This is a genomic window from Parendozoicomonas callyspongiae (assembly GCF_023502345.1).
GTDB classification, from domain to species: Bacteria; Pseudomonadota; Gammaproteobacteria; order Pseudomonadales; family Endozoicomonadaceae; genus Sansalvadorimonas; species Sansalvadorimonas callyspongiae.
This window is the reverse complement of the sequence record NZ_JAMFLX010000013.1, coordinates 37,228-57,062: the sequence shown is the minus strand read 5'-3', so window position 1 is coordinate 57,062 and position 19,835 is coordinate 37,228. Positions and strand designations below refer to the sequence as shown.

At 48.1% G+C, this 19,835-nt stretch carries 17 protein-coding genes; 8 read left to right on the top strand and 9 right to left on the bottom strand.

What is annotated here, in order from left to right; all coding sequences use genetic code 11:
• Window positions 1-94 precede the first annotated feature (94 nt).
• Genes thiE through M3P05_RS10950 form a run of 3 tightly spaced genes read left to right on the top strand, consistent with a single transcriptional unit; the run spans window position 95 to window position 2,701 of the window.
• Entirely contained in the window at window positions 95-742 is a 648-nt protein-coding gene (gene thiE / locus M3P05_RS10960) for a thiamine phosphate synthase (RefSeq protein WP_249699657.1), read from the top strand.
• 40 nt (window positions 743-782) lie between these two features.
• Complete coding sequence (gene hemL, locus M3P05_RS10955) at window positions 783-2,069, top strand: glutamate-1-semialdehyde 2,1-aminomutase (RefSeq protein WP_249699656.1); 1,287 nt, start codon at window positions 783-785, stop codon at window positions 2,067-2,069.
• A complete protein-coding gene (locus M3P05_RS10950) occupies window positions 2,069-2,701 on the top strand; it encodes a hypothetical protein (protein WP_249699655.1) in 633 nt (210 codons plus the stop codon). Before hemL ends, M3P05_RS10950 begins: the two co-directional genes overlap by 1 nt.
• Before the next feature lie 48 nt (window positions 2,702-2,749).
• Here M3P05_RS10950 and M3P05_RS10945 read toward each other — a convergent pair whose 3' ends face one another.
• Window positions 2,750-4,000, bottom strand: coding sequence for a CAP domain-containing protein (locus M3P05_RS10945; protein ID WP_249699654.1), 1,251 nt, complete (start codon window positions 3,998-4,000; stop codon window positions 2,750-2,752).
• Window positions 4,001-4,348: 348 nt separating this feature from the next.
• Between M3P05_RS10945 and M3P05_RS10940 the strand changes: the two genes are divergently transcribed.
• Entirely contained in the window at window positions 4,349-5,545 is a 1,197-nt protein-coding gene (locus M3P05_RS10940) for a hypothetical protein (RefSeq protein ID WP_249699652.1), read from the top strand.
• A 64-nt stretch (window positions 5,546-5,609) separates the two neighbouring features.
• Here M3P05_RS10940 and M3P05_RS10935 read toward each other — a convergent pair whose 3' ends face one another.
• The 7 genes from M3P05_RS10935 to M3P05_RS10905 form a co-directional block, all read right to left on the bottom strand.
• Entirely contained in the window at window positions 5,610-5,936 is a 327-nt protein-coding gene (locus tag M3P05_RS10935) for a DUF1820 family protein (protein ID WP_249699650.1), read from the bottom strand.
• An 84-nt stretch (window positions 5,937-6,020) separates the two neighbouring features.
• Window positions 6,021-7,595, bottom strand: a complete 1,575-nt coding sequence (locus tag M3P05_RS10930; protein ID WP_249699649.1) for an FGGY-family carbohydrate kinase — start codon at window positions 7,593-7,595, stop codon at window positions 6,021-6,023.
• Window positions 7,592-9,238, bottom strand: coding sequence for a glycerol-3-phosphate dehydrogenase/oxidase (locus tag M3P05_RS10925; RefSeq protein WP_249699648.1), 1,647 nt, complete (start codon window positions 9,236-9,238; stop codon window positions 7,592-7,594). The genes M3P05_RS10930 and M3P05_RS10925 overlap by 4 nt, the downstream gene beginning before the upstream one ends.
• Window positions 9,235-10,851 (bottom strand): FAD-binding oxidoreductase, encoded by a 1,617-nt coding sequence (locus M3P05_RS10920; RefSeq protein ID WP_249699647.1) that lies wholly within the window; start codon window positions 10,849-10,851, stop codon window positions 9,235-9,237. Before M3P05_RS10920 ends, M3P05_RS10925 begins: the two co-directional genes overlap by 4 nt.
• 266 nt (window positions 10,852-11,117) lie before the next feature.
• Window positions 11,118-12,407 carry an MFS transporter gene (locus M3P05_RS10915; RefSeq protein ID WP_249699646.1) on the bottom strand — a complete coding sequence of 430 codons (1,290 nt, stop codon included), beginning with the start codon at window positions 12,405-12,407 and terminating at the stop codon, window positions 11,118-11,120.
• A gap of 141 nt (window positions 12,408-12,548) precedes the next feature.
• A complete protein-coding gene (locus M3P05_RS10910) occupies window positions 12,549-12,797 on the bottom strand; it encodes a hypothetical protein (protein ID WP_249699645.1) in 249 nt (82 codons plus the stop codon).
• A gap of 247 nt (window positions 12,798-13,044) precedes the next feature.
• Complete coding sequence (locus tag M3P05_RS10905) at window positions 13,045-13,956, bottom strand: manganese-dependent inorganic pyrophosphatase (protein ID WP_249699644.1); 912 nt, start codon at window positions 13,954-13,956, stop codon at window positions 13,045-13,047.
• A gap of 203 nt (window positions 13,957-14,159) precedes the next feature.
• On the opposite strand from M3P05_RS10905, the gene M3P05_RS10900 reads away from it, so the two are divergent.
• The 4 genes from M3P05_RS10900 to M3P05_RS10885 are packed head-to-tail and all read left to right on the top strand — an operon-like array spanning window position 14,160 to window position 18,514.
• Complete coding sequence (locus tag M3P05_RS10900) at window positions 14,160-15,656, top strand: mannitol dehydrogenase family protein (RefSeq protein ID WP_249699643.1); 1,497 nt, start codon at window positions 14,160-14,162, stop codon at window positions 15,654-15,656.
• Window positions 15,657-15,696: 40 nt separating this feature from the next.
• Window positions 15,697-16,722 (top strand): TRAP transporter substrate-binding protein, encoded by a 1,026-nt coding sequence (locus tag M3P05_RS10895; RefSeq protein ID WP_249699642.1) that lies wholly within the window; start codon window positions 15,697-15,699, stop codon window positions 16,720-16,722.
• Entirely contained in the window at window positions 16,722-17,213 is a 492-nt protein-coding gene (locus tag M3P05_RS10890; protein ID WP_249699640.1) for a TRAP transporter small permease, read from the top strand. The genes M3P05_RS10895 and M3P05_RS10890 overlap by 1 nt, the downstream gene beginning before the upstream one ends.
• The gene (locus M3P05_RS10885; protein WP_249699638.1) at window positions 17,213-18,514 is read left to right on the top strand and encodes a TRAP transporter large permease; all 1,302 of its coding nucleotides are present in this window, start codon (window positions 17,213-17,215) and stop codon (window positions 18,512-18,514) included. Before M3P05_RS10890 ends, M3P05_RS10885 begins: the two co-directional genes overlap by 1 nt.
• On the opposite strand, the gene M3P05_RS10880 is transcribed toward M3P05_RS10885, so the two are convergent.
• Window positions 18,441-19,688, bottom strand: a complete 1,248-nt coding sequence (locus M3P05_RS10880; RefSeq protein ID WP_249699637.1) for a glycosyltransferase — start codon at window positions 19,686-19,688, stop codon at window positions 18,441-18,443. The two genes, M3P05_RS10885 and M3P05_RS10880, sit on opposite strands and share 74 nt — an antisense overlap.
• Between the last annotated feature and the right edge of the window lie 147 nt (window positions 19,689-19,835).

Below are 19,835 nucleotides of genomic sequence, written 5' to 3'. Positions count from 1 at the left end.
CTAATAGGCTGAAAATACGCCTCAAGACATGGAAAACCATGAACTCCACCGTTAAAGTACCCCACACCCAATCGCACTGGACGAATATCTGTTGATGTCTGATTCTCCCAAACACGCTCTTCAAGGCCTTTATGGCATCACCGACAGCAAGCTTATGCCTGACGATGAAACTATGGCTGTGCGGGTCAAAGCGGCCATTGCCGGTGGTATGAGCATTCTTCAGTATCGCGATAAAAGCACCGATCAGGACAAACGCCTGAGACAGGCTCGCCTGCTGATGGATATCTGTGACAGTGCCGGTGTTCTGTTTCTGATCAACGATGATGTTGATCTGGCTCTAGCCTGCAATGCCCACGGAGTTCACCTTGGGCAGAGTGATGAACAGCTGGCTTCTGCCCGTGAGAAACTGGGTAGTAAAGCCATTATCGGTATCTCCTGTGAAAATTCGCTGGAACTGGCCCGAAAGGCATCCGGGCAAGGGGCTGATTACATCGCCTTTGGTCGTTTCTTCACTTCCAAGACCAAGCCAGATGCTCCGGAAACACCAGTTTCCATTCTTCAGGATGCCAAAGAGCAGTTTGCTCTTCCGGTTGTTGCGATCGGGGGAATTACTGTGGAAAACGCTGGTCTGCTTATAGAAGCAGGCGCAGATTCTCTGGCCGTGATCAATGATCTGTTTGCCAGAGACGAGCCCGAGGCCATCACAAGCCGGGCCCAGGACTTTGTAAATTTATATAACTAACTTGCTTACGTAATTCAGGACAAATTTCAGGATTAGTGTGATGAGCCGTTCCAAGACCCTGTTTGAAAAAGCCCAGAAACATATTCCCGGTGGAGTTAACTCTCCGGTTCGAGCCTTCCGTGGTGTAGGAGGAACGCCGATCTTCTTCAAGAAGGCCAGCGGTTCCAAGGTTTATGATGAGGATGACCGTTCCTATATCGACTATGTCGGTTCCTGGGGACCAATGATCCTTGGTCACAACCACCCATCCATTATCGAAGCGGTACATCAGCAGGTTGATCTGGGCCTGAGCTTTGGTGCACCAACCGCCATTGAAATCTCCATGGCAGATGCAGTCTGTGAACTGATCCCTTCCATGGATCTGGTTCGTATGGTGAACTCCGGTACTGAAGCCACCATGTCTGCCATTCGTCTGGCCCGTGGTTACACCGGCCGTGACAAGATTCTGAAGTTTGAAGGCTGTTACCATGGCCACTCTGACTCCCTGCTGGTAAAAGCCGGTTCCGGTGCCCTGACTCTGGGTGTTCCCAACTCTCCAGGCGTTCCTGCTGACTTTGCCAAACACACTCTGACCGTGACTTTTAACGATCTGGAAAGTGTGAGAGCGGCTTTTGAAGAGTCCGGTTCAGAGATCGCCTGTATTATTGTTGAGCCGGTTGCCGGCAATATGAACTGTGTTCCACCCAAGCCCGGTTTCCTGGAAGGTCTGCGTGAAATCTGCGATCAGTATGGCGCTGTACTGATTTTTGATGAGGTAATGACCGGTTTCCGTGTTGCCCTTGGCGGTGCTCAGGAGTTCTACAACATCAAGCCTGACCTGACCACTCTGGGTAAGGTTATTGGCGGTGGCATGCCTGTTGGCGCCTTCGGCGGCAAGCGCGAGATTATGGAGCAGATCGCACCTCTTGGCCCTGTTTACCAGGCTGGCACGCTCTCCGGTAACCCTGTTGCCATGACTGCTGGTCTGGCTGCAATGAAAGAAATTGCCAAGCCAGATTTCCATAAGAACCTGACAGTGAAACTGACTCGCCTGCTGGAAGGCTTGAAGGAACGAGCTGCTGCTGCAGGTATTCCTCTGGTCACCAACCAGGCCGGTGCCGCCATGTTTGGCATGTACTTCACCGATCAGGAGCAAGTCACCAGCTTCGCTGAAGTGATGGCCTGCGATAATGACCGCTTCAACAAGTTCTTCCATGCCATGCTGGAAGAAGGCGTTTACCTGGCACCGTCCTCGTTTGAAGCCGGCTTTATTTCCAGTGCTCATACCGATGAGGACATCGACTTCACCCTGCAGGCAGCTGAAAAGGCCTTTGCCCGGATTGCCTGATGTCGAGTCCCTGGTTATCACTTGCAATATCTGACGCCATACTGGCTTTCTCAAGCCTGTTTGGCGTTTTCCTGATGGTTCAGTGCCGCAGGATGGTTGGGGATCATATGCCGATCCTCGCCTCCACGCTGGCTTACCTGCTTGTCGGTTCCGCTGCTGCTCTGGGCACCCTGCGCTACGGGTTTTCTCAGAGCTGGGCTCCGGCTCACGATATGCTTACGGCGGCAGCCCTGACCCTGGGTCCCAACCTGCTGGCAACCGCCCTTGGGGCTTTATGCCTGGGATGGAAACTTTCAAGGCCCACATGGTGGCGAATCATGCTGGGGCTGATGCTGGGCTACGAGATTTCACGCCTGGCAGGCTATGTCACCGCTTATCACATGACTATTAATACGCTGGCTTTGATTGTGATGGCCAAAGTCGCTATGGACATGTACAAAAAGCAGCGGTTGTTTTCCGGTTTTACATTTATCGCTGTTGGTGCTTATGCCCTGGCAGCACTTGTTGTCGGAACAGAAGGGCAGCTGGCCGGTTACCTGCGACTTGACCTTTACCACTATTTACTGGCACTTGGACATTTGTTCTCTGCCAGCGCAATTTTCAATCTGTTAAAGATCGATTCCCGCTCATAGCCACCACATAAGCACTCAGTCATATGATTTCATATGACTGAGTGCGGATCAGTTTGCTACAAAAGAGGCGGTGTAATGTGTGCCATCATGCAACCGGAAGGTCAGGGTTGTACTCCCTCGCTGTATGACACTGGCAACATTAAAGTTATGAGCCTTTACACTGCATTTATCACCAGCGTAACAGCCTTCGAGTTTGAGGCTCATAATCCGGGAATGACTTAACTCAGGGCTGAGGATAACAGCATACTCAACACCAGCCTTGACATGATTTTTCTGTCCAGGATGATTCACCACAATCTTATGACTGAAAGGAAGTGATCTTGTTCGAAAGCTCCATTCTTTCTTATGTGATATTCCATTCACCTTGTACACTAGCTGCGCGTTATATAAAGAATCCCACAATAGAGGCCTTTCAGGGAACCAGGCGAAATCAAAATCAGTGAATATGCCATTCAGGGAATCTGAAACTTTGTCTTTTTGAGGTAAAAGAGCAACCGTATTATTGTTCTGATCCCAGAGTTCAAAGCTTTCTACAACTATCTTTTTGTTTCTGTAAAGATGGGGGTTAAAGTGGACCGAGACCGGCTGCCCGGTTATCTCTATTCCGGGAACGGGATCAGGATGCTCATTATTTTCAAAAGCCGGAGGGACATCTCTTTGATTATCCCAGGGATAGATCACCATTCCCGCACTTTTTCTAAATAATTCATTTTCAGCCTTTTCGTATTCGTATTGATTAACAACCAGTTCCCTGTCACGACACATACCGTAAAAACCTGCACTTACGGATTTCTGGCTGCATGCAGCCCTTAAAAAAGAGTTACCCATAACATAGGCATAATAAGCAGGATGTTCCGAGGTTTTGGCTTTGAAAGCCGATTTATCAGCCGCCATGCCAATTTCATCAAAATCAAAACACAGGAAACCCATGCGATGATAAATCGCACTGAAAAGATTCTCTACAGAATCACGCCAAAGGGCTTGTCCATAAGAGATGTTTTCTGAACATTTTCCAGATGCATAGCCAGCTGCCATAACCCGCTCACTGCAACCGGCCCCTGTGAAACCACCTTTTCCCAACTCTTCTTCATGCCCTGAAATCTGGTTAATCGCCATGTAATGAGCATGGCTCTGTGCCGCTTTTTGCAACTGGCTTTGGAGCTTCAAAGGAACCAGCCCATTACTAATTCTTGCCTGATTGATCTGGTCAAGAACGTCGTTCGCCTGTACTCCAGCAGAGAGGATGAGAGTAGTTGGTATCACGCAGCCATAAGCAATAACCCCCTTTCTCAATCTCAAAAGGTTATGAAAAAGATAATTCCATGAAAAAAGACAATTCCATCGCGAAGCCCATCGTAAAAACTGTTGAATCCAGCTGACTACAGCTGCCATATACGCCGCCATATCTCCCGCCTGCACTTGCCTTAAAACTGCGAACGACAGAATAGACAATCTATCCGCACTATTGTTCCTGAGGGCTGTTCTTGATGGCTATTGGAACTGTCGACTCCCGGCCCGGCACCACAACAAAACCTCTAACAAGGCCGTTATTCAATATAACAATCCAGAATTTATTCCTGACTCAGGCGGTCTAACAGGAAAGTTTTCTTAATTAACGATGCAGGTAACTGAAAAAGGAGAAGCACTATGGCAGCCCCACTTTCTGGAAATAGATTCTATTCGCCAAGCCCCACCACCGGACCATCAGATAATTCCCAAAAATACGGAAAAATGGCTGATTATCTGGTTGAAAAACTTGATCTTCATGATGAAGGTACCTTTAGGCAAATTGCCCGACAATGTAAGTCTTCCGGTTATGATATGCAGAAAGGAAAGCCGAATGCCGAGAGGATCATAACAATTCTCAGTCAGTTAGAACCTGCCTTACACAAAGAAGGTAAGCAACTGAGTGTAGAGCTTCGTTTAGCTCTTACCAGACTGCGCGCTTTTCAGGGTACCCAGAAGCAAGAATTTACAGAAATGTTTGTAAATGCGGACCAGGGAACACCTCCGAAAGCAAATAATCAACCTGCAGCTGAAAGCCAGGTTCTCTCTGAAAGCGCGATGACAACAGACCGATATTCAGTGCCTTATTATCCATGTAATGATTATGATGGACCTCTCTTTAACGACGCTGGAAGGGTAATACTGAATATTAGAAGGGATAGTGGTGACACAACGACTCATAGTGGTACAACCACCATATTGAATATGGATAGCGCTGGAAAGGTGCTCTTACCTGATACCATGACAAGAGATAACAGAATTATAAGAACAAATAAAATACTTGAAAATGATACATATAAACCAGACGGAACCTATACAGAGCAGCAGGTTATCAAATTTATCAATAATTTCTGGCAGGATGTATTTTCTGAGGTGGATACAGCTCTGCCTTCGCGAGAAACCTGTGATGCAGACTTCATGCTTGTTATTGATGGCAAAGTTACAGCCCGGCAGGCTCGACAGCATGGCAGAATGCTAACCGATCAGCTTTCAGCCAATTTAATGCAGGATCTCCCCAGGGTTATTGTTGCTACAACAAAAGAAGCCGGATTTCAGTTCACCAGCGATGCAGCTAAAGTACAGGTTGACTTGGTGGAAATGCTCAAGAAGAAACACATTACAATTTATAATGCCAATGAAGCGCTGGTAAGAAAACTGGGCCATGCTGCTCTTCGTGTGATGTTTGGAGACAGACACCAGACAATTGGTCAGCCCCTCAGCACAGCTCCTACCTCGGAAAATAGCCGTTCAGCAGTGTTGAGCCCGGAAGAGGTAATATCTATAGCTGACACGCTATCGCAAACTCAGAGTCTTCTGCGTCACCAACCGCGTATCTAGGAGCCTGTCGGATTTAACGCGCACCTACTGTCCCGGCTAAACACAAGCCGGGACAGTCAATACTTTACGGCGTACCTTGAGGACCTGGCGCAATAGGAAATGGCGTCACCTTCTCACCATTGGCAGAAGAGATTTTCCCCTGGCCTTCCCGCTCAACTTCATCAATCCGGACAATAGCCTGCATCGGGATAAAGCTGCGCTTGACGCCTTCAAAGGTTGTTTTCAGTTTTTCTTCTGAAGGATCAACAACCACACTGCTGCGTTCTCCAAAGAGATATCCTTCCACCTCAATGAAACCATACATATCACTCTGGTAAACATTGCGAACAAAAATCTCGTAAATTTCCCCCTGGTTGTGGAAAATTACACGATAGGTTTTCTTGACGGCCATACAGACAGTTAATCCAGCAAATCAAAAACGTCGGTATCATAACACTGCAATACAGAAGATGAAGGTTTGCACGGACAAACTTACCTACTCCGGGTAACCGGTTATTTCCCTGATCCGTCCATAAAGCGGCCGCAGACGTTTATACATATCCAGATAGACCTCTGTATAAAGCGCATTATAGAGTTTTGTATTAACCGGATCAGGCTTAAATACACGCTCAGGCCGGGTCATTTCAGTTATGGCCGTTTTGTAATCAGGGTAATACCCAAGACCAACAGCAGCATTAATTGCAGCACCCAAGCCAGATGTTTCGCTGGTATGAGGCCGGGTCACCGGCAGGTTAAAAATATCAGCAGTTAACTGCAATGCACCATCACTTTGTGAACCACCACCGGAAACCATTAACCTTGAGAGTTGAATTCGCCCTTTCTTCTCCAGTTTTTCTTTGCCTTCACGGAGGGCATAGGCCAACCCTTCCACAATAGCGCGATAAACATGGGCACGATTATGAACATCTCCAAAGCCTATGATGGCTCCCTTGGCATCAAAGTCTTTTATTCCGGGTGACCAATAGGGCTGGAGCATAAGTCCCATGGAGCCGGGAGGGGCCTGATTGATCAGATCTTCAAACAGCTCTTCCGGAACAACCCCTGCTTTCTCAGCCTCTGTGCATTCATGGTGGCCAAACTGCTGTTTAAACCAGCTGACCATCCAATAGCCGCGGTACACCATAAACTCACTGTTCCAGGTATCCGGTATGGCTGCCGGCCAGGGTGGTACCAGAAACTGCGGTTCACGAAACTTGTCATGCACAACATTGATGGTGGCCGTTGTGCCATAGCTCAGGCAGCCGGTTTTATCGTCATAACAGCCAGACCCAATCACCTCACAGGCTTTATCTGCGCCTGCTGCAATCAGTGGCAGCCCCTCTGGTATGCCTGTAGCGTCAGCTGCAGAAGCGGTGATATGGCCGAGGATTTCTCCTGGCTTTATCAGCTCAGCAAGCTGATTTTTTCTCAGACAGGTTCCCCGCCAGCTCCAGTCCCAGCGTGGTGCCCACTTCAACAGGCGGTAATTAAACGGCAGATAACCAACAGTTCCACCAACCGAATCTTTGAACTCTCCGGTCAACTTGAACGTATGCCAGCCAGACAACAGAAGAAACTTATGGGTGTTGCCCCAGGTTTCTAGCTCGTTCTGGGCTATCCAGCGTGAACTTGATTTGCTTCGGAAGTAATCAATCAGCTTTTTCAAGCCAGTGATTTTTGCGGCAGGCCCCCATAACCCGCCAATAGGATCATGAGTTTCAGCACGGCGCTGATCAAGCCAGATAATGGCTGGCCGCAAAGCCTGCCCATTTTTATCTACGCAGATATTTGTGCCGCGCTGGGTAGTCAGCGTCACACCCTTGATACGGGCGCGGTCAACTCCACTTTTCTCCCATAATGACTGGCAGGCTGCACAGAGTGACGACCAATAGTATTCCGGTTCCTGCTCTGCCCAGCCCGGTTCACGGGAAAAGTAAGGATCAAGCTCAACCTTGCTCTTGCAAACAACTGTTCCTTTCAGATCAAAAAGAAGCGCTCTGACACTCTGGGTTCCATTATCTATGGCAAGAATTAAATCTGTGTCGTCACACCTGTCATCCGAGCCGTTCATGCCGGATTCTCCAGGCTATAAGCTCTCTTCCATAGAGCACCGTAACGATCCAGCTCTTCTTCCCATTTGGAACCTGTCCAGCCACCATCTTCGGTCATAATCTGGCCGATACGCTGCATATGCTCAGTTGCACCATTCTTAATCAAATTACCAACGCGGGTACGACGCAGCAGAAGGTCATCCAGGTGTTCAACCTGCTCTGTCCGCGCTGCCCAGCGCAGTTCCAGCCACAGAAAATCTGTACTGCCAACCCGCAGGAAATCACTGTCTTCTGCCTGCTGTAAAACTTCTTGAAGGCGAATACCAAGACGCCCCTGCAAACGCTTCTGCTGCTGTTTTCCTAATGCCGCAAAGCGTTTGTCTTCTACCGGTTCACACTCTGTGTGAAAGATTGTGGCATCTTCTTTATCTGCCGGAACAGTCACGTCTGGCAGATAGTGATTGGCCTTTCTTAAAACATCCCGTGCAATCAGACGAAATGTTGTGAGTTTGCCTCCACAGACAGAAACCAGCCCGTTTTTGTCCCAGACGGCATGGTCGCGGGTTTCTTTTGAAGGATCAATATTTTTACCACTGCTGATAACAGGGCGAACACCGGTCCAGGTTGAAATAACATCTTCACGGGTAATGTCAGCACTGTCGAACTCGCCGTTCACCGCTTTCAACAGATACTCAATCTCTTGATTGGTGATGACTGGTTCATCCTCAAGATCGCCAACATTGTCGAGATCCGTTGTGCCAACAACAGTGCTTCCTTCCCAGGGGAAAACAAACACGGGACGCTTATCATCCGGATGCATAAAACAACAGGCATGGGCCACAGGCAGGCGCCATGATGGAATAACCAGATGGCTGCCCCGCAGAGGACGAATAACCGGCTTTTCACCAACTTTTGCCCTCAACGGGTCACTCCACACACCGGCAGCACTGACAACAACCCTGGCTTTAAACTCAACCGTTTCCCCTGTAATGCCATCTTCAGCACAGACACCGCAAACCTGCTCACCATCTTTCAACAGATCAACAACCTTGCTGTAGTTCATGGCTGTGCCGCCATCGGCAATAGCTTCATCCAGAACCCGCATAACCAGACGGGCATCATCGACAAAAGCATCCCGAAACATGGTTGCACCAACCAAGTTCTTATGTTTCAAGCCTGGAATCAGCTTTTGCACGACGGAAGTCTTATTACTGAAATAGTGCGCCCAGAGTCTGGCGTAAAAGTCATACATGGCCAGCAGAGCATTAAACGAGAAGGGACCGGGAAACTTCCACTTGTAATGGGGCATGGTGAAGCTTCCCAAGTCGACCAGACCGGGAGCTTCTTTCATAAGACGCTCGCGTTCAATAACGGATTCATGGGTCAGCTTCAGCTGGCCTTGAGGGATATACCGCAAACCACCATGAACCATTTTTGAAGAGCGGCTGGATGTTCCCCAGGCATAATCCTTCTGTTCCAGCAGAAGAACTTTCAGTCCACAGCGTGAAGCTTCACGCAGGATACCGGCTCCAGTTATACCACCACCGACAACAATCAAATCCCACTCTTCATCCAGGTGCTGCAGGCGCTTGTGTGCTTGATCGCTCATGCTTTCTTTACGGCTCATGGCTCTCTGTTCGCTCATGGCTTTCTTTTCGCTCATGGCTGCTTCTCCAACAGGACTCCGGGAACCAAACGCTGGTCTGGATCAAAGTGATCACTTAATGTTTGCAGTGCTTTAATGCCGAGTTCACCCTTTTCAAAAGGAAGGTAAGGAGCGTGGTCCTTGCCAACACCATGCTGGTGACTGATGGTTCCACCACACTCAACAACAGCCATGGATGCCGCTTTCTTAATTTTGTGCCACCAGGCCAGAGTCTGTTGCCAGTTTTCTCCCAGCCGGAACAGGTAGGTGGTATAGATGCTGGAACCCTGTGTATAGACATGGGACAGATGGGAAAATGCATGAACATGCTCACCCTCATCTTTGAGGGCATTGGCGACGGCTTTCTCAATCTTCTCCATGCTTGGCCTGGTATCACTCCAGTTCACACTGGTTTCCAGTGTGTCTACAGCGTATCCGGCTTTCCAAAGATCATTGCGCAGATAAGGGTATTTGAAACGTCCTTTTTCCCAGATTTTTCCAACCTGTTTTCCGAGTCCGTAAAGACCAACACCTCTGTACTTCCAGATCAGTTTACTGACCTGCCAGTAGGTTGATCTCACCTGACCAGGCAACCCGGTGATCCCAAAGATCACCATGCATTTGCCTTCATCAGCACCACGCAGTCTGATATAGGTTTCCATCAGGTTGATCAGCTTTTCGCTGCCGGCCAGTTTCATCTGGGCATGTGTTTCTATGCCATTGGAAGCACGTAACATGGAAAGCTGCAGTTTTCTCTGGGTCGCCTCACGGGCAAAGGCATAGGCATAATCCCAGTTTTTGAAGAATACCGCGATAAATGTTTCTTTCCTGGGAAGTCGCTGAACCCGGACTTTGACCTCGGAAATAATGCCAAATCGTCCTTCAGATCCGAGCACCATTTCCCTCAGGTCAGGGCCTGCTGCTGATGCAGGAATAGCTGGAATATCCAGAGTGCCATCAAATGTCTCAAGACGACCTCCGGCAAATAACTGTTCAATCCGCCCATAACGAAGTGACTGCTGGCCACTGGAACGGCTCGCAACCCAGCCACCTACTGTAGAAAGCTCAAAGGACTGGGGATAATGCCCAAGCGTATAACCTCTGGCTGACAATTGCGCTTCTACCATTGGCCCCGGAGTACCCGGACCAAAGGTGGCAACCTGGCTCTCTTCATCAAGATCAAGCAGCCGGGTCATCCGCTCCATACTGATTGTCAGAACCGGGCGCCCTTCATTAACTGGATTGATATGCCCAACGACACTGGTACCACCCCCATAGGGAATCACATCCAGATCTTCAGCACGGGCAAAATCCATCAACTCCCGTATCTGTTCAGGCGTTTCCGGCAGGGCAACAGCATCGGGAAAACTGCCAAAGACACCGCTTTTCATAGCTACCCAGTCAGGGAATGACTGCCCCCGGGCATGACGAACCCGCACTTCAGCATCTTTTGAAACCAAAGGATGATCAGCGACTATCCGGGAGGGAGAAACCTGACTGCAGACATCTTCCAGAGATGCTTCAGGATGAATACGTCCCTCACCAACAGTTTCTTTGAGAAAGGCTTTTGCTGTTTTAGTGAAATGTGGCTTCTCGGAACCATCCTGGCCCCAGCTATTCCAATAACGCATACTGCTTCGCCTACTTTAGAGTCAGTACCATTGCAGCACTGAAATTGTTGTTTATTGCTTTTCAGGGGAAGTAACCGGTTTGTCATTTTTTCGATAAAAATGCTTTCGCATTTTTAAACTTTTGCTTATTCGGTGGTTTTACTTCCGGTTCATAGCTATTTGCTTTTACAAAAGAAATTCTAACTGACGATTGTGTACTGTCACTGACAGTCATCACCGGCAGTCATGTCATTTCAGGACAGAAAAGGGTCTTTCTGTGAAAGACATCATGACCGGTGAGCCGACAATGAGTTAAGAGGTTCTTTCCCAAATCTGAAAGTGATCATAACCATCAGAACAGTCAGCCCGGCAAGAACCGGCAGGGATGCGCTGCCATACAAATTCCCGGCAAGTCCCATTAACCCCATAGCCACAACCGGCACCAGACCGCCAACAATTGCAAACGCGAGGTTATAACTGAGGGCAACACCTGAATAACGTACTGAAACAGGAAACAGCCTGGTGAGCTGCACGGGACCAAACCCGGCTGTCATTCCCAGCAGCACACCAAAGAGAATGGTTCCGATAACATACAGATAACCTCCGGCAAATGTCAGGCTCATAAGAGGAAAGCCACAGATCAGCAGGCTCAACCCAAGAAACCAGCCAGTTGTTCTATTTGAGTGACCATCGGTAAAACTTCCCCAATAGATTGAGCAGAGAGCTGCCAGTGCCAGTCCGCCCAAGTTCGACCAGCGCACCAGATCAGGATCAAAGTCCATAACCTTCACCAGCCAGGATGGAAAAAACAGGAAGACAAGAGGCATAACCACAGCCGCCGGTAGTATGAACACAACGCCCTGAAACACTTCCAGAGGGTACTTCTTGATCAAGGTTTTTGCTGGAACATCTTCCTGCTGTTTATTATTAAGCAGGTCTTTAAAAGCTTTGGATTCATGAAAGTTACGCCTGACATGATAACCCAAAACACCTACAAGCCCACCAAACAGAAATGCCAGCCTCCAGCCCCAGTCCTTCAGGGACTGTTCACTGAAAACAACTCCCAGAAACACATGAACAAGAGAACCAAAAACCGCTCCGGCAATCAGTGCCATAAAGACAACGCCAATCACAAGCCCCTGTCTTTCGGGAACTGATTCGCTGATATATGTCACTGCCCCCGGAATTTCCCCTCCAAGAGCCAGCCCCTGAAACAGTCGCAGGATAACCAGCAGAACAGGAGCCAGAACGCCTATTGAATCGTGTCCCGGGAGAATACCAATCAAACCCGTTGCTATGGCCATAACCAGGATTGTCGAACTGAATGTTTTCTTGCGGCCTGTTTTATCGCCGAAATGACCATACAGCACACCACCAATCGGACGAGCCAGGTAACCTGATGCAAATGTGGAGAAGGTTGCAAGAAGAGCCGTCTGGGCGTGAGTTTCAGGAAAGAAATGTTCCGCCAGGTATCCAGCCATCAGGGCATAAATGATGAAGTCATAAAATTCCAGAAACCCACCAACGGCTGTCATGGTCAGCAGGCGACTTTGCTGACGGCTAAGAACTTTTCTCACTTCTCTCGCCCCTGCGAAATAGTGCAGGAAGCATAGGCGAATTATTTGCAGGCATTAAAAAGCCCGGCCGGTTACCCGACCGGGCTTCCACACACATCTGGCGTTGCCAGACTCATATCACAGAACCGCCCCCAGTCCTGATCAATGATAGGTTGCATTGCTCGCGGATTCTCCCAGAGCAACTGCATAGCAAAGCGCTTCAACTGCTTCGATTTTGCTGATCTCGCCCCTGCGCAATTTCTCGGCCAGATACTTGTTTAACTGCTGTCCCGACGCCAGGCTGTCTGCAATAATACTTTCCAAACGCATAACTGATGTCGTGATATCTGTGCTTTCCTTGGCAGGCTGGAACGGAACTTCCGGATGCGGATTTATATACGGTTTATTCATTTACCCTTCCCCTCCAGAACTCAACATACGTCTTTTCGTACGTACTTTCACTTACATGCTGTAATGGCGAGGAAGTACTGTCAAGCTTTTACAACCCAACCAGAAAAAAATAGGTTGTTGTATGCTATGTAAAGAATTTTTCAACAAAGATATAGCAAAAAACCCCGCATGAGCGGGGTTTTTTGACGTCGAATAGCACTGTCGTTTACTTTTTCAAGGTCATTTTTTACGACAGTTTATGGCTTTATCAGCTGGCCAGAACAGTTTGCAGCCATGGCCATGCCTGCTTCTTGCGGCTCATGGTATCTTCCATAACCAGCACACCCGCAGCCTGAGCATGTTCTGCCAGACGTTCGGACCATTCACCCTGGTACAGCAGCCGAGTGGTGGAAGTGCTGATGTTGGTCACCATCAGTGCGGCCAGTTTCAGACCATCTTCAGCACAGCGTTTGGTCAGTTCAGCCTGCAGTTCGTCGATCTTGTCTTCAACCTGCTCGAAGCTGGCAATTTCAATTTGACCAACAACCAGTGATTCTTCCTCGAAGGGGTATTTCTTCAGGTCACGGTCAACCAGAGACGTGACGGAAAGACCATCCAGATTTGTCTTCACACGTAGCAGCTGGTCAGCAAACTCACACAGATCCAGACCAGCAATCTCAGCAAGAGCTTTTGCTGCTGTACGATCTTTATCAGTGCAGGTAGGAGAACGGAAAGCAACAGTATCGCTGACAATCGCGCCCAGCATCAGAACAGCCTGTGGACGGGTAATCTCAATGTTTTCCATACGGAACAGGTTGAACAGGATGGTGCAGGAGCAGCCAACCGGCCAGATCCATGCTTCCAGAGGGTTCACTGTGGTGATGTCGCCCAGACGGTGATGATCAACAATACCCACGATTTCTGCTTCGCTCAGACCTTCAGGGGCCTGGGACAGATCGGTGAAATCAACCAGCCAGACTTTTTCACCGGCAACATTGCCGACAATGGCAGGTGCTTCCACACCGGCCTCCTTCAGGATAAATGCCGTTTCGCTGGTAACTTCACCCTGAGCCATAGCAACGGCTTCCATATCACGGGCGGCTTTCAGCCATTCTGCTGCAACCAGTGCAGAGCAGATGCTGTCAGTATCGGGGTTTGTGTGACCGACTACCTTGATCATCGTGTTTTGTGCCTTATCAACGATCAGAAAAACTGCCAGACTACCGCATCAGCAGCTTTGAACGAATCCGCAATAATCACGTAACTCATCTACATTGGTGAAATTCAGAATCAGGGAATTACAAACAGCCATAAGCGGGAAATTCTTTTTTCTTCCTTGATGATGAAAAAGAAATTTCCATGGTAAAAGAATGGTACTGACCAATGAATCAACTAAATCGTGATACAGTAGCTTCAGCAGACATCGGTACATCAATCCATAAAGAGCAAACAATTACACCGGGCATTGTTCATCTTGGGCTGGGGGCATTTCATCGAGCCCATCAGGCTTTGACTACAGATGAATGTATGACCAGGTCAGGGCAAAGAGAGTGGGGAATAGTTGCTGCCAACCTCCGTAGCGGCAAACAACTTGTTCAGAATTTACAGAGCCAGAACAACCTGTTCACAGTTATGGAAATGAACCCTGATGGCAGCCACAGGTGTCGACTGGTCAGCGCCATTACAGACACAATTTTCGCTGCTGAAGATCGTCAGCCTCTCATTAAGATAATGGCGTCAGAACAGATCAGAATTGTTTCCCTGACCGTAACTGAAAAAGGGTACTTTCTTAACCCTGCCACAGGTAACCTGTTACTGGATGATCCACTGGTTCAGCATGATCTTGAACACCCGGATAATCCTCGAACTCCCATTGGCATCATTGCTGCTGCACTTGTTGAGAGAAGAAAAAAAGGGCTTGCTCCATTTACCGTTCTTAGCTGTGACAATATCCCTGAAAATGGGCAGCTGGTTCGCAATGCTGTTTTGCAGATTGCTGCCAGACTGAATCCCCAACTGGCAGACTGGATTTCAGTCAATGGTGCTTTCCCCTGCACCATGGTGGACCGCATAGTTCCTGCTGTTACTGAGGAAAGTCTAAAAACTGTATCAGACCACCTTGGATTGAAAGACAAATGTGCTGTCACCTGCGAGCAATTCATGCAATGGGTGATTGAAGATAAGTTTGTCGGCAATCAGCGCCCACAATGGGATTGCATTCCCGGAATCAACTTTGTTGAAGATGTTCGTCCCTATGAAGAGATGAAACTTCGCATGCTTAATGGAGCGCACTCTTTTCTTGCTTATACCGGCTACCTTGGTGGTTGCTCAACAATCTATGAAACCATGCAGACTCCCGGTTATGCAGATGCGGCATACAGCCTGATGACTGACCTGGCTGCACCGACCCTGTCTATGCCGAAAAAATACGACCTTACCGGCTATGCAACCTCTCTAATTGAACGCTTTGGTAATCCTGAACTTGCCCACAAGACATCCCAGATAGCCATAGATGGCTCCCAAAAGATTCCACAGCGCTGGCTGAATACAATTCGCTGGCATATACAAAAAGATCGTGACTACGACCTTCTCGCTCTGGGAATCGCAGCATGGATTCAGTATGTCAGTGGCAGAGATGAACAGGGCAACTCTATTGAAGTTAAAGACCCTTTAGAAAGATTGTTGAAAGAAACCGCAAAGAACCACAACAATATCAAAGACAAAATCTGTGAATTCCTGAAGATCAAAGACATTTTTGGGGAAGATCTCAGTATCAACAAGAAATTTCGGAATGCTGTGCAGATGGCCGCACGTGACATAGAAACACTGGGAATACGTCAGACCATTATCAATGCTGGAAAAACTAAAGTTACAACCTAAGCTCAAGTCCCACCAATAACAAAGCATATGGGAACGACCAATGCAGCCAGACGTGCTGGGAATGCTGAGACATATTGCTTTGCAGATAACTACAGCAATGCTTTGTCTGCTGATGGCAGGAGTCGCTAATTCCGAGCTATCGAGTCAACCTAAGCCTAAGGTATTGAAACTTGCTCATAACCTTCCCCTGACCCATTCTGTGCATCTGGCATTTGTCTATCTGGCTGATCAATTACAGGACGTATCAAACGGGCAGTTAATACTGCGGCTCTATCCCTCCAGTCAGATGGGCGACGCAATTGATACCTTACAGATGCTGCAGATCGGAGCCCTTGATCTGTCAAAGGGAACAAGCAGCGATCTGGAACCTTTTGAAAGTGCCTATTCCCTGTTCAATCTTCCTTTTCTGTTTCAGGATGAAGTACATTTTGATGCCGTTTTAAAGGGGGTGGTTGGTCAAAGGATCATGAATAAAACCCGTGACCGAGGCTTCTTCTGTATCGCATCCTATGTTGCAGGCTACCGCAGCTTTTACGCCAGAAAGCCTGTGAAAACTCCGGATGATTTAAAGGGTATGAAAATCCGGGTACAGGTCAGCCCCATCAGTTTAAAAATGATCAGACTGATGGGCGGCGCACCCACCCCTATGCCTTTTGGTGAGGTTTATACGGCACTGCAACAGGGAGTTGTTGATGCTGCAGAAAATAACGAAGCTTCCTGGGTGAATACCCGTCATTTTGAAGTCACCCGTTTCTTTTCAGAGACACGCCATCTGTCCCAGCCTGATTTTCTGGTGATATCAACCCGGGTCTGGGATCAGCTTAATGAACAGCAAAGGCAGTGGCTGCAGGAGGCAGTTGCCCGTTCAGAGTCGTTTCAGAGAAAACAGTGGCAAGAGTTGACCAGCACCTCCCGAAACATAGCAACCCAGTCAGGTGCCGAGATTATTCCTGTTGACCGAAGAGCATTTCGTGACGCAGTAACTCCCCTGTATGAACAGTTTCAGGAAAACAAAGAACACAAGGAACTTCTCGAACTTATTCTGGCTGCCAAAGGAAACAGTTGATGACAACAGCAATACGACAATTACTTGATAAGTCGCTTTCCCTGATGATTATTGCCTGTATGGCCTCACTGGTTCTTATTGTTTTATGGCAGGTTTTCAGCCGCTTTATATTGAGTAACCCAAGTACAGCTACCGATGAAATAGCCTGCTTTCTTATGGTGTGCATTGCCCTTCTTGGAGGGGCATATACGGCGGGACAACACCGGCATCTTGTTATAGATATTCTGATCGAAAAGCTTCCCAGGAGCTTCCGCCTGGCTGTTGATATCTTTTGTCAGTTGATGATTGCAGCCTTTGCCCTGACTGTAATGATTGCTGGGGGCGGATGGTTCGCAGCCAGTGCATTGAATATGGGGCAGATATCACCTGCAACCGGGGTCTATGTTGGCTGCCTGTACTGCGTTATCCCCCTGTCTGGGTTGTTTCTTCTTCTGTACAGCCTGTTGACCTGCTGTGATTTAATATTTTCTCAGACAGGAGAGAAGAACTGATGGCAGCTTCCACATTATTGGTTCTGTTTATTTGTTTCTTTATCCTGCTGTTTCTCGGTGTTCCCATATCTTTTGCTATAGGCATTTCATCACTCAGCAGCCTTCTTCTTGCTTTGCCATTTGATACATCGGTCATGGTTATCGCCCAGAAACTGCAAAGTGGATTAAGTAGCTTCGCCCTTCTGGCCATTCCTTTCTTTATCCTTGCCGGGGTTTTAATGAACCGGGGGGGAATCGCCCTGCGCTTAATCAACCTGTCCCAGGTTCTTGCCGGACGTCTTCCAGGTTCACTTGCACATGTGAATGTGATTGCCAATATGATGTTTGGCTCAATCTCCGGTTCAGCCGTTGCATCTGCAGCTGCTGTCGGCAGTGCCATGACTCCTGAACAGCGAAAAGCGGGGTATGACCCAAATTTTTCTGCCGCTATCAATGCCGCCTCCTGCCCTACCGGGCTGCTGATTCCACCCAGTAATGTCATGATTATTTATGCTTTGAGCAGTGGCGGTGTATCTGTGGCAGCCCTGTTTCTGGCGGGATACCTGCCCGGCCTGTTAATGGGCCTGTCAGTTATGTTGATTGCTGCCTTGATAGCAGTACGAAAACAGTATCCAAAAGCGCAAAGACCCACTCTGATGATGGCAGCAAAGGCATTGATTGATGCACTTCCCAGCCTGTTTCTGATTGTGATTGTTATGGGTGGAATTATCGGAGGAATATTTACTGCAACAGAAGCTTCAGCTATCGCAGTGGCGTATGCTTTTACCTTATCCGTTTTGATTTATCGAGATATCAAGTTCAGAGAACTGCCTCAGGTTTTCCTGGAAGCTGCTGTTACCTCATCAATTGTTCTTCTGCTGATTGCTGTCTCTGCCGGTATGTCCTGGGTGATGATCAATGCCGATCTGATCTATCTGGTCAATGAAGGCCTGCTTTCTCTATCAAGCAATCCTGTTGTTGTTATGTTGATTATTAACCTGGTATTGCTGGTTGTTGGCGTATTTATGGATATGACACCGGCCGTTCTGATCTTTACTCCTGTTTTTTTACCGGTTGTCACCGAGCTTGGCATCAGCCCTTTGCACTTTGGCATTGTGATGATTTTTAACCTGTGTATTGGACTGATCACCCCGCCAGTAGGTAGTGCTCTGTTTGTGGGCTGCTCTGTCGCCGATATTAAGATTCAGGATATTCTGCGCCCAATGCTGCCCATTTATGCTCTGCTTTTTATAACCCTTCTGTTGGTGACGTATATTCCGGCCATATCTCTGTTTCTTCCAAGGCTTTTTGGGCTGGCCTGATATGGGCATAGTAATTCACCAAAGCCAGGCACCTGCCGAGAGGATTACTTCCATAAACAGAAACCCTGTTTGAAAAACTATCAGCATTGGCCCTCTTTTCTGTCAGGCTGGCAAGACACTCTGCAAGAACAGCTTCTATTTGATCAGCAAATCCATAAAGAGATGCCCCACTAAGACTGCACCTGAAAGCCAAAAGCTGTTGCTCAAGAGTCACCGGTATATGGAGCTGAGGAATACCCGCTGTAGCGGTTTGCAGCATCATTTGATGACCTCCATGGCTGATCACCAAATCAGCATCCATCAGAACACTATGAACGTTCACCGGCTGGTCTGAAAATCGCAGGTGCTCATAATACTGATAGGCGCACTGCAGGCTGGGGGGGAGACCCTCAATATAAACAAGGGCTTCAATGCTGGATCTAGCCAATAAATCGAGAACCAGACCAAGTTCATCAAACTGTTGCAAATAGACAAATACTCTTGGCCTCCCATACGCGACAGGCCAGATTGGCATACACCCTTTTTTCTCGGCAGGGAGGCCACCGCAATAGTGAACCTGGTAACGTTTTCCCAAGTGATCAAGCTCGGGGACTGTTAACAAAAATGTCTCATCAACCTGGTAAAGTTCTCCCAAAAACGACAGGGGTGATAGCCCCTCCTGATAAAGGGCACGATTGCAGTACTGCAACACCAGCTCTTCATCAACACCCACTTGTTCACGGTCGGCTGTTTGTGACAGAAATGGCAGAGGTTTTGAGGGCGGTGGGCAGGTAAAACCATCACCGAAATTAATTCTTGGAATATTGAAATCCCTGGCAACCAGCAATGCGGTGGGAGCATGATCTGCAATCAAAATATCAGGATGAATATCGTTGAAAAGCTGTTTCCATCCCGAGATCAGGAACTGAAGAGTACCCGAATCCCCATAGCCTGCATTATAAAGAATATGAACATAAGCAGGTGTTTGAGCCAGATGAGGAAAGGAAATATTACAAAGGGGAGACTGAATACAATGAACAGGAAGACTGGAAAAATAATTCTGTGTGCGAATTAAATCGCAGGTAGCAACTGTTACCTGGTATCCATCGTTAAGCAAACAGGCAGCCAGGGTTTTCATACGGTCAAGGTGACCAAATCCACCGCCCAGCTCCCATGCCAGTAAAATATGCTTCATAAACACATGGTGGCCATTATTCTTCTTGCCAACATTCTATAACTGATTTGAATTTATAACCTAATCCGAATTTCTCAAATCAACAGGTTCCACTTTATTACCAAACCGCTCAAGGCTAGGCCAGTATCCGGAAAAACAAAAAAAGAT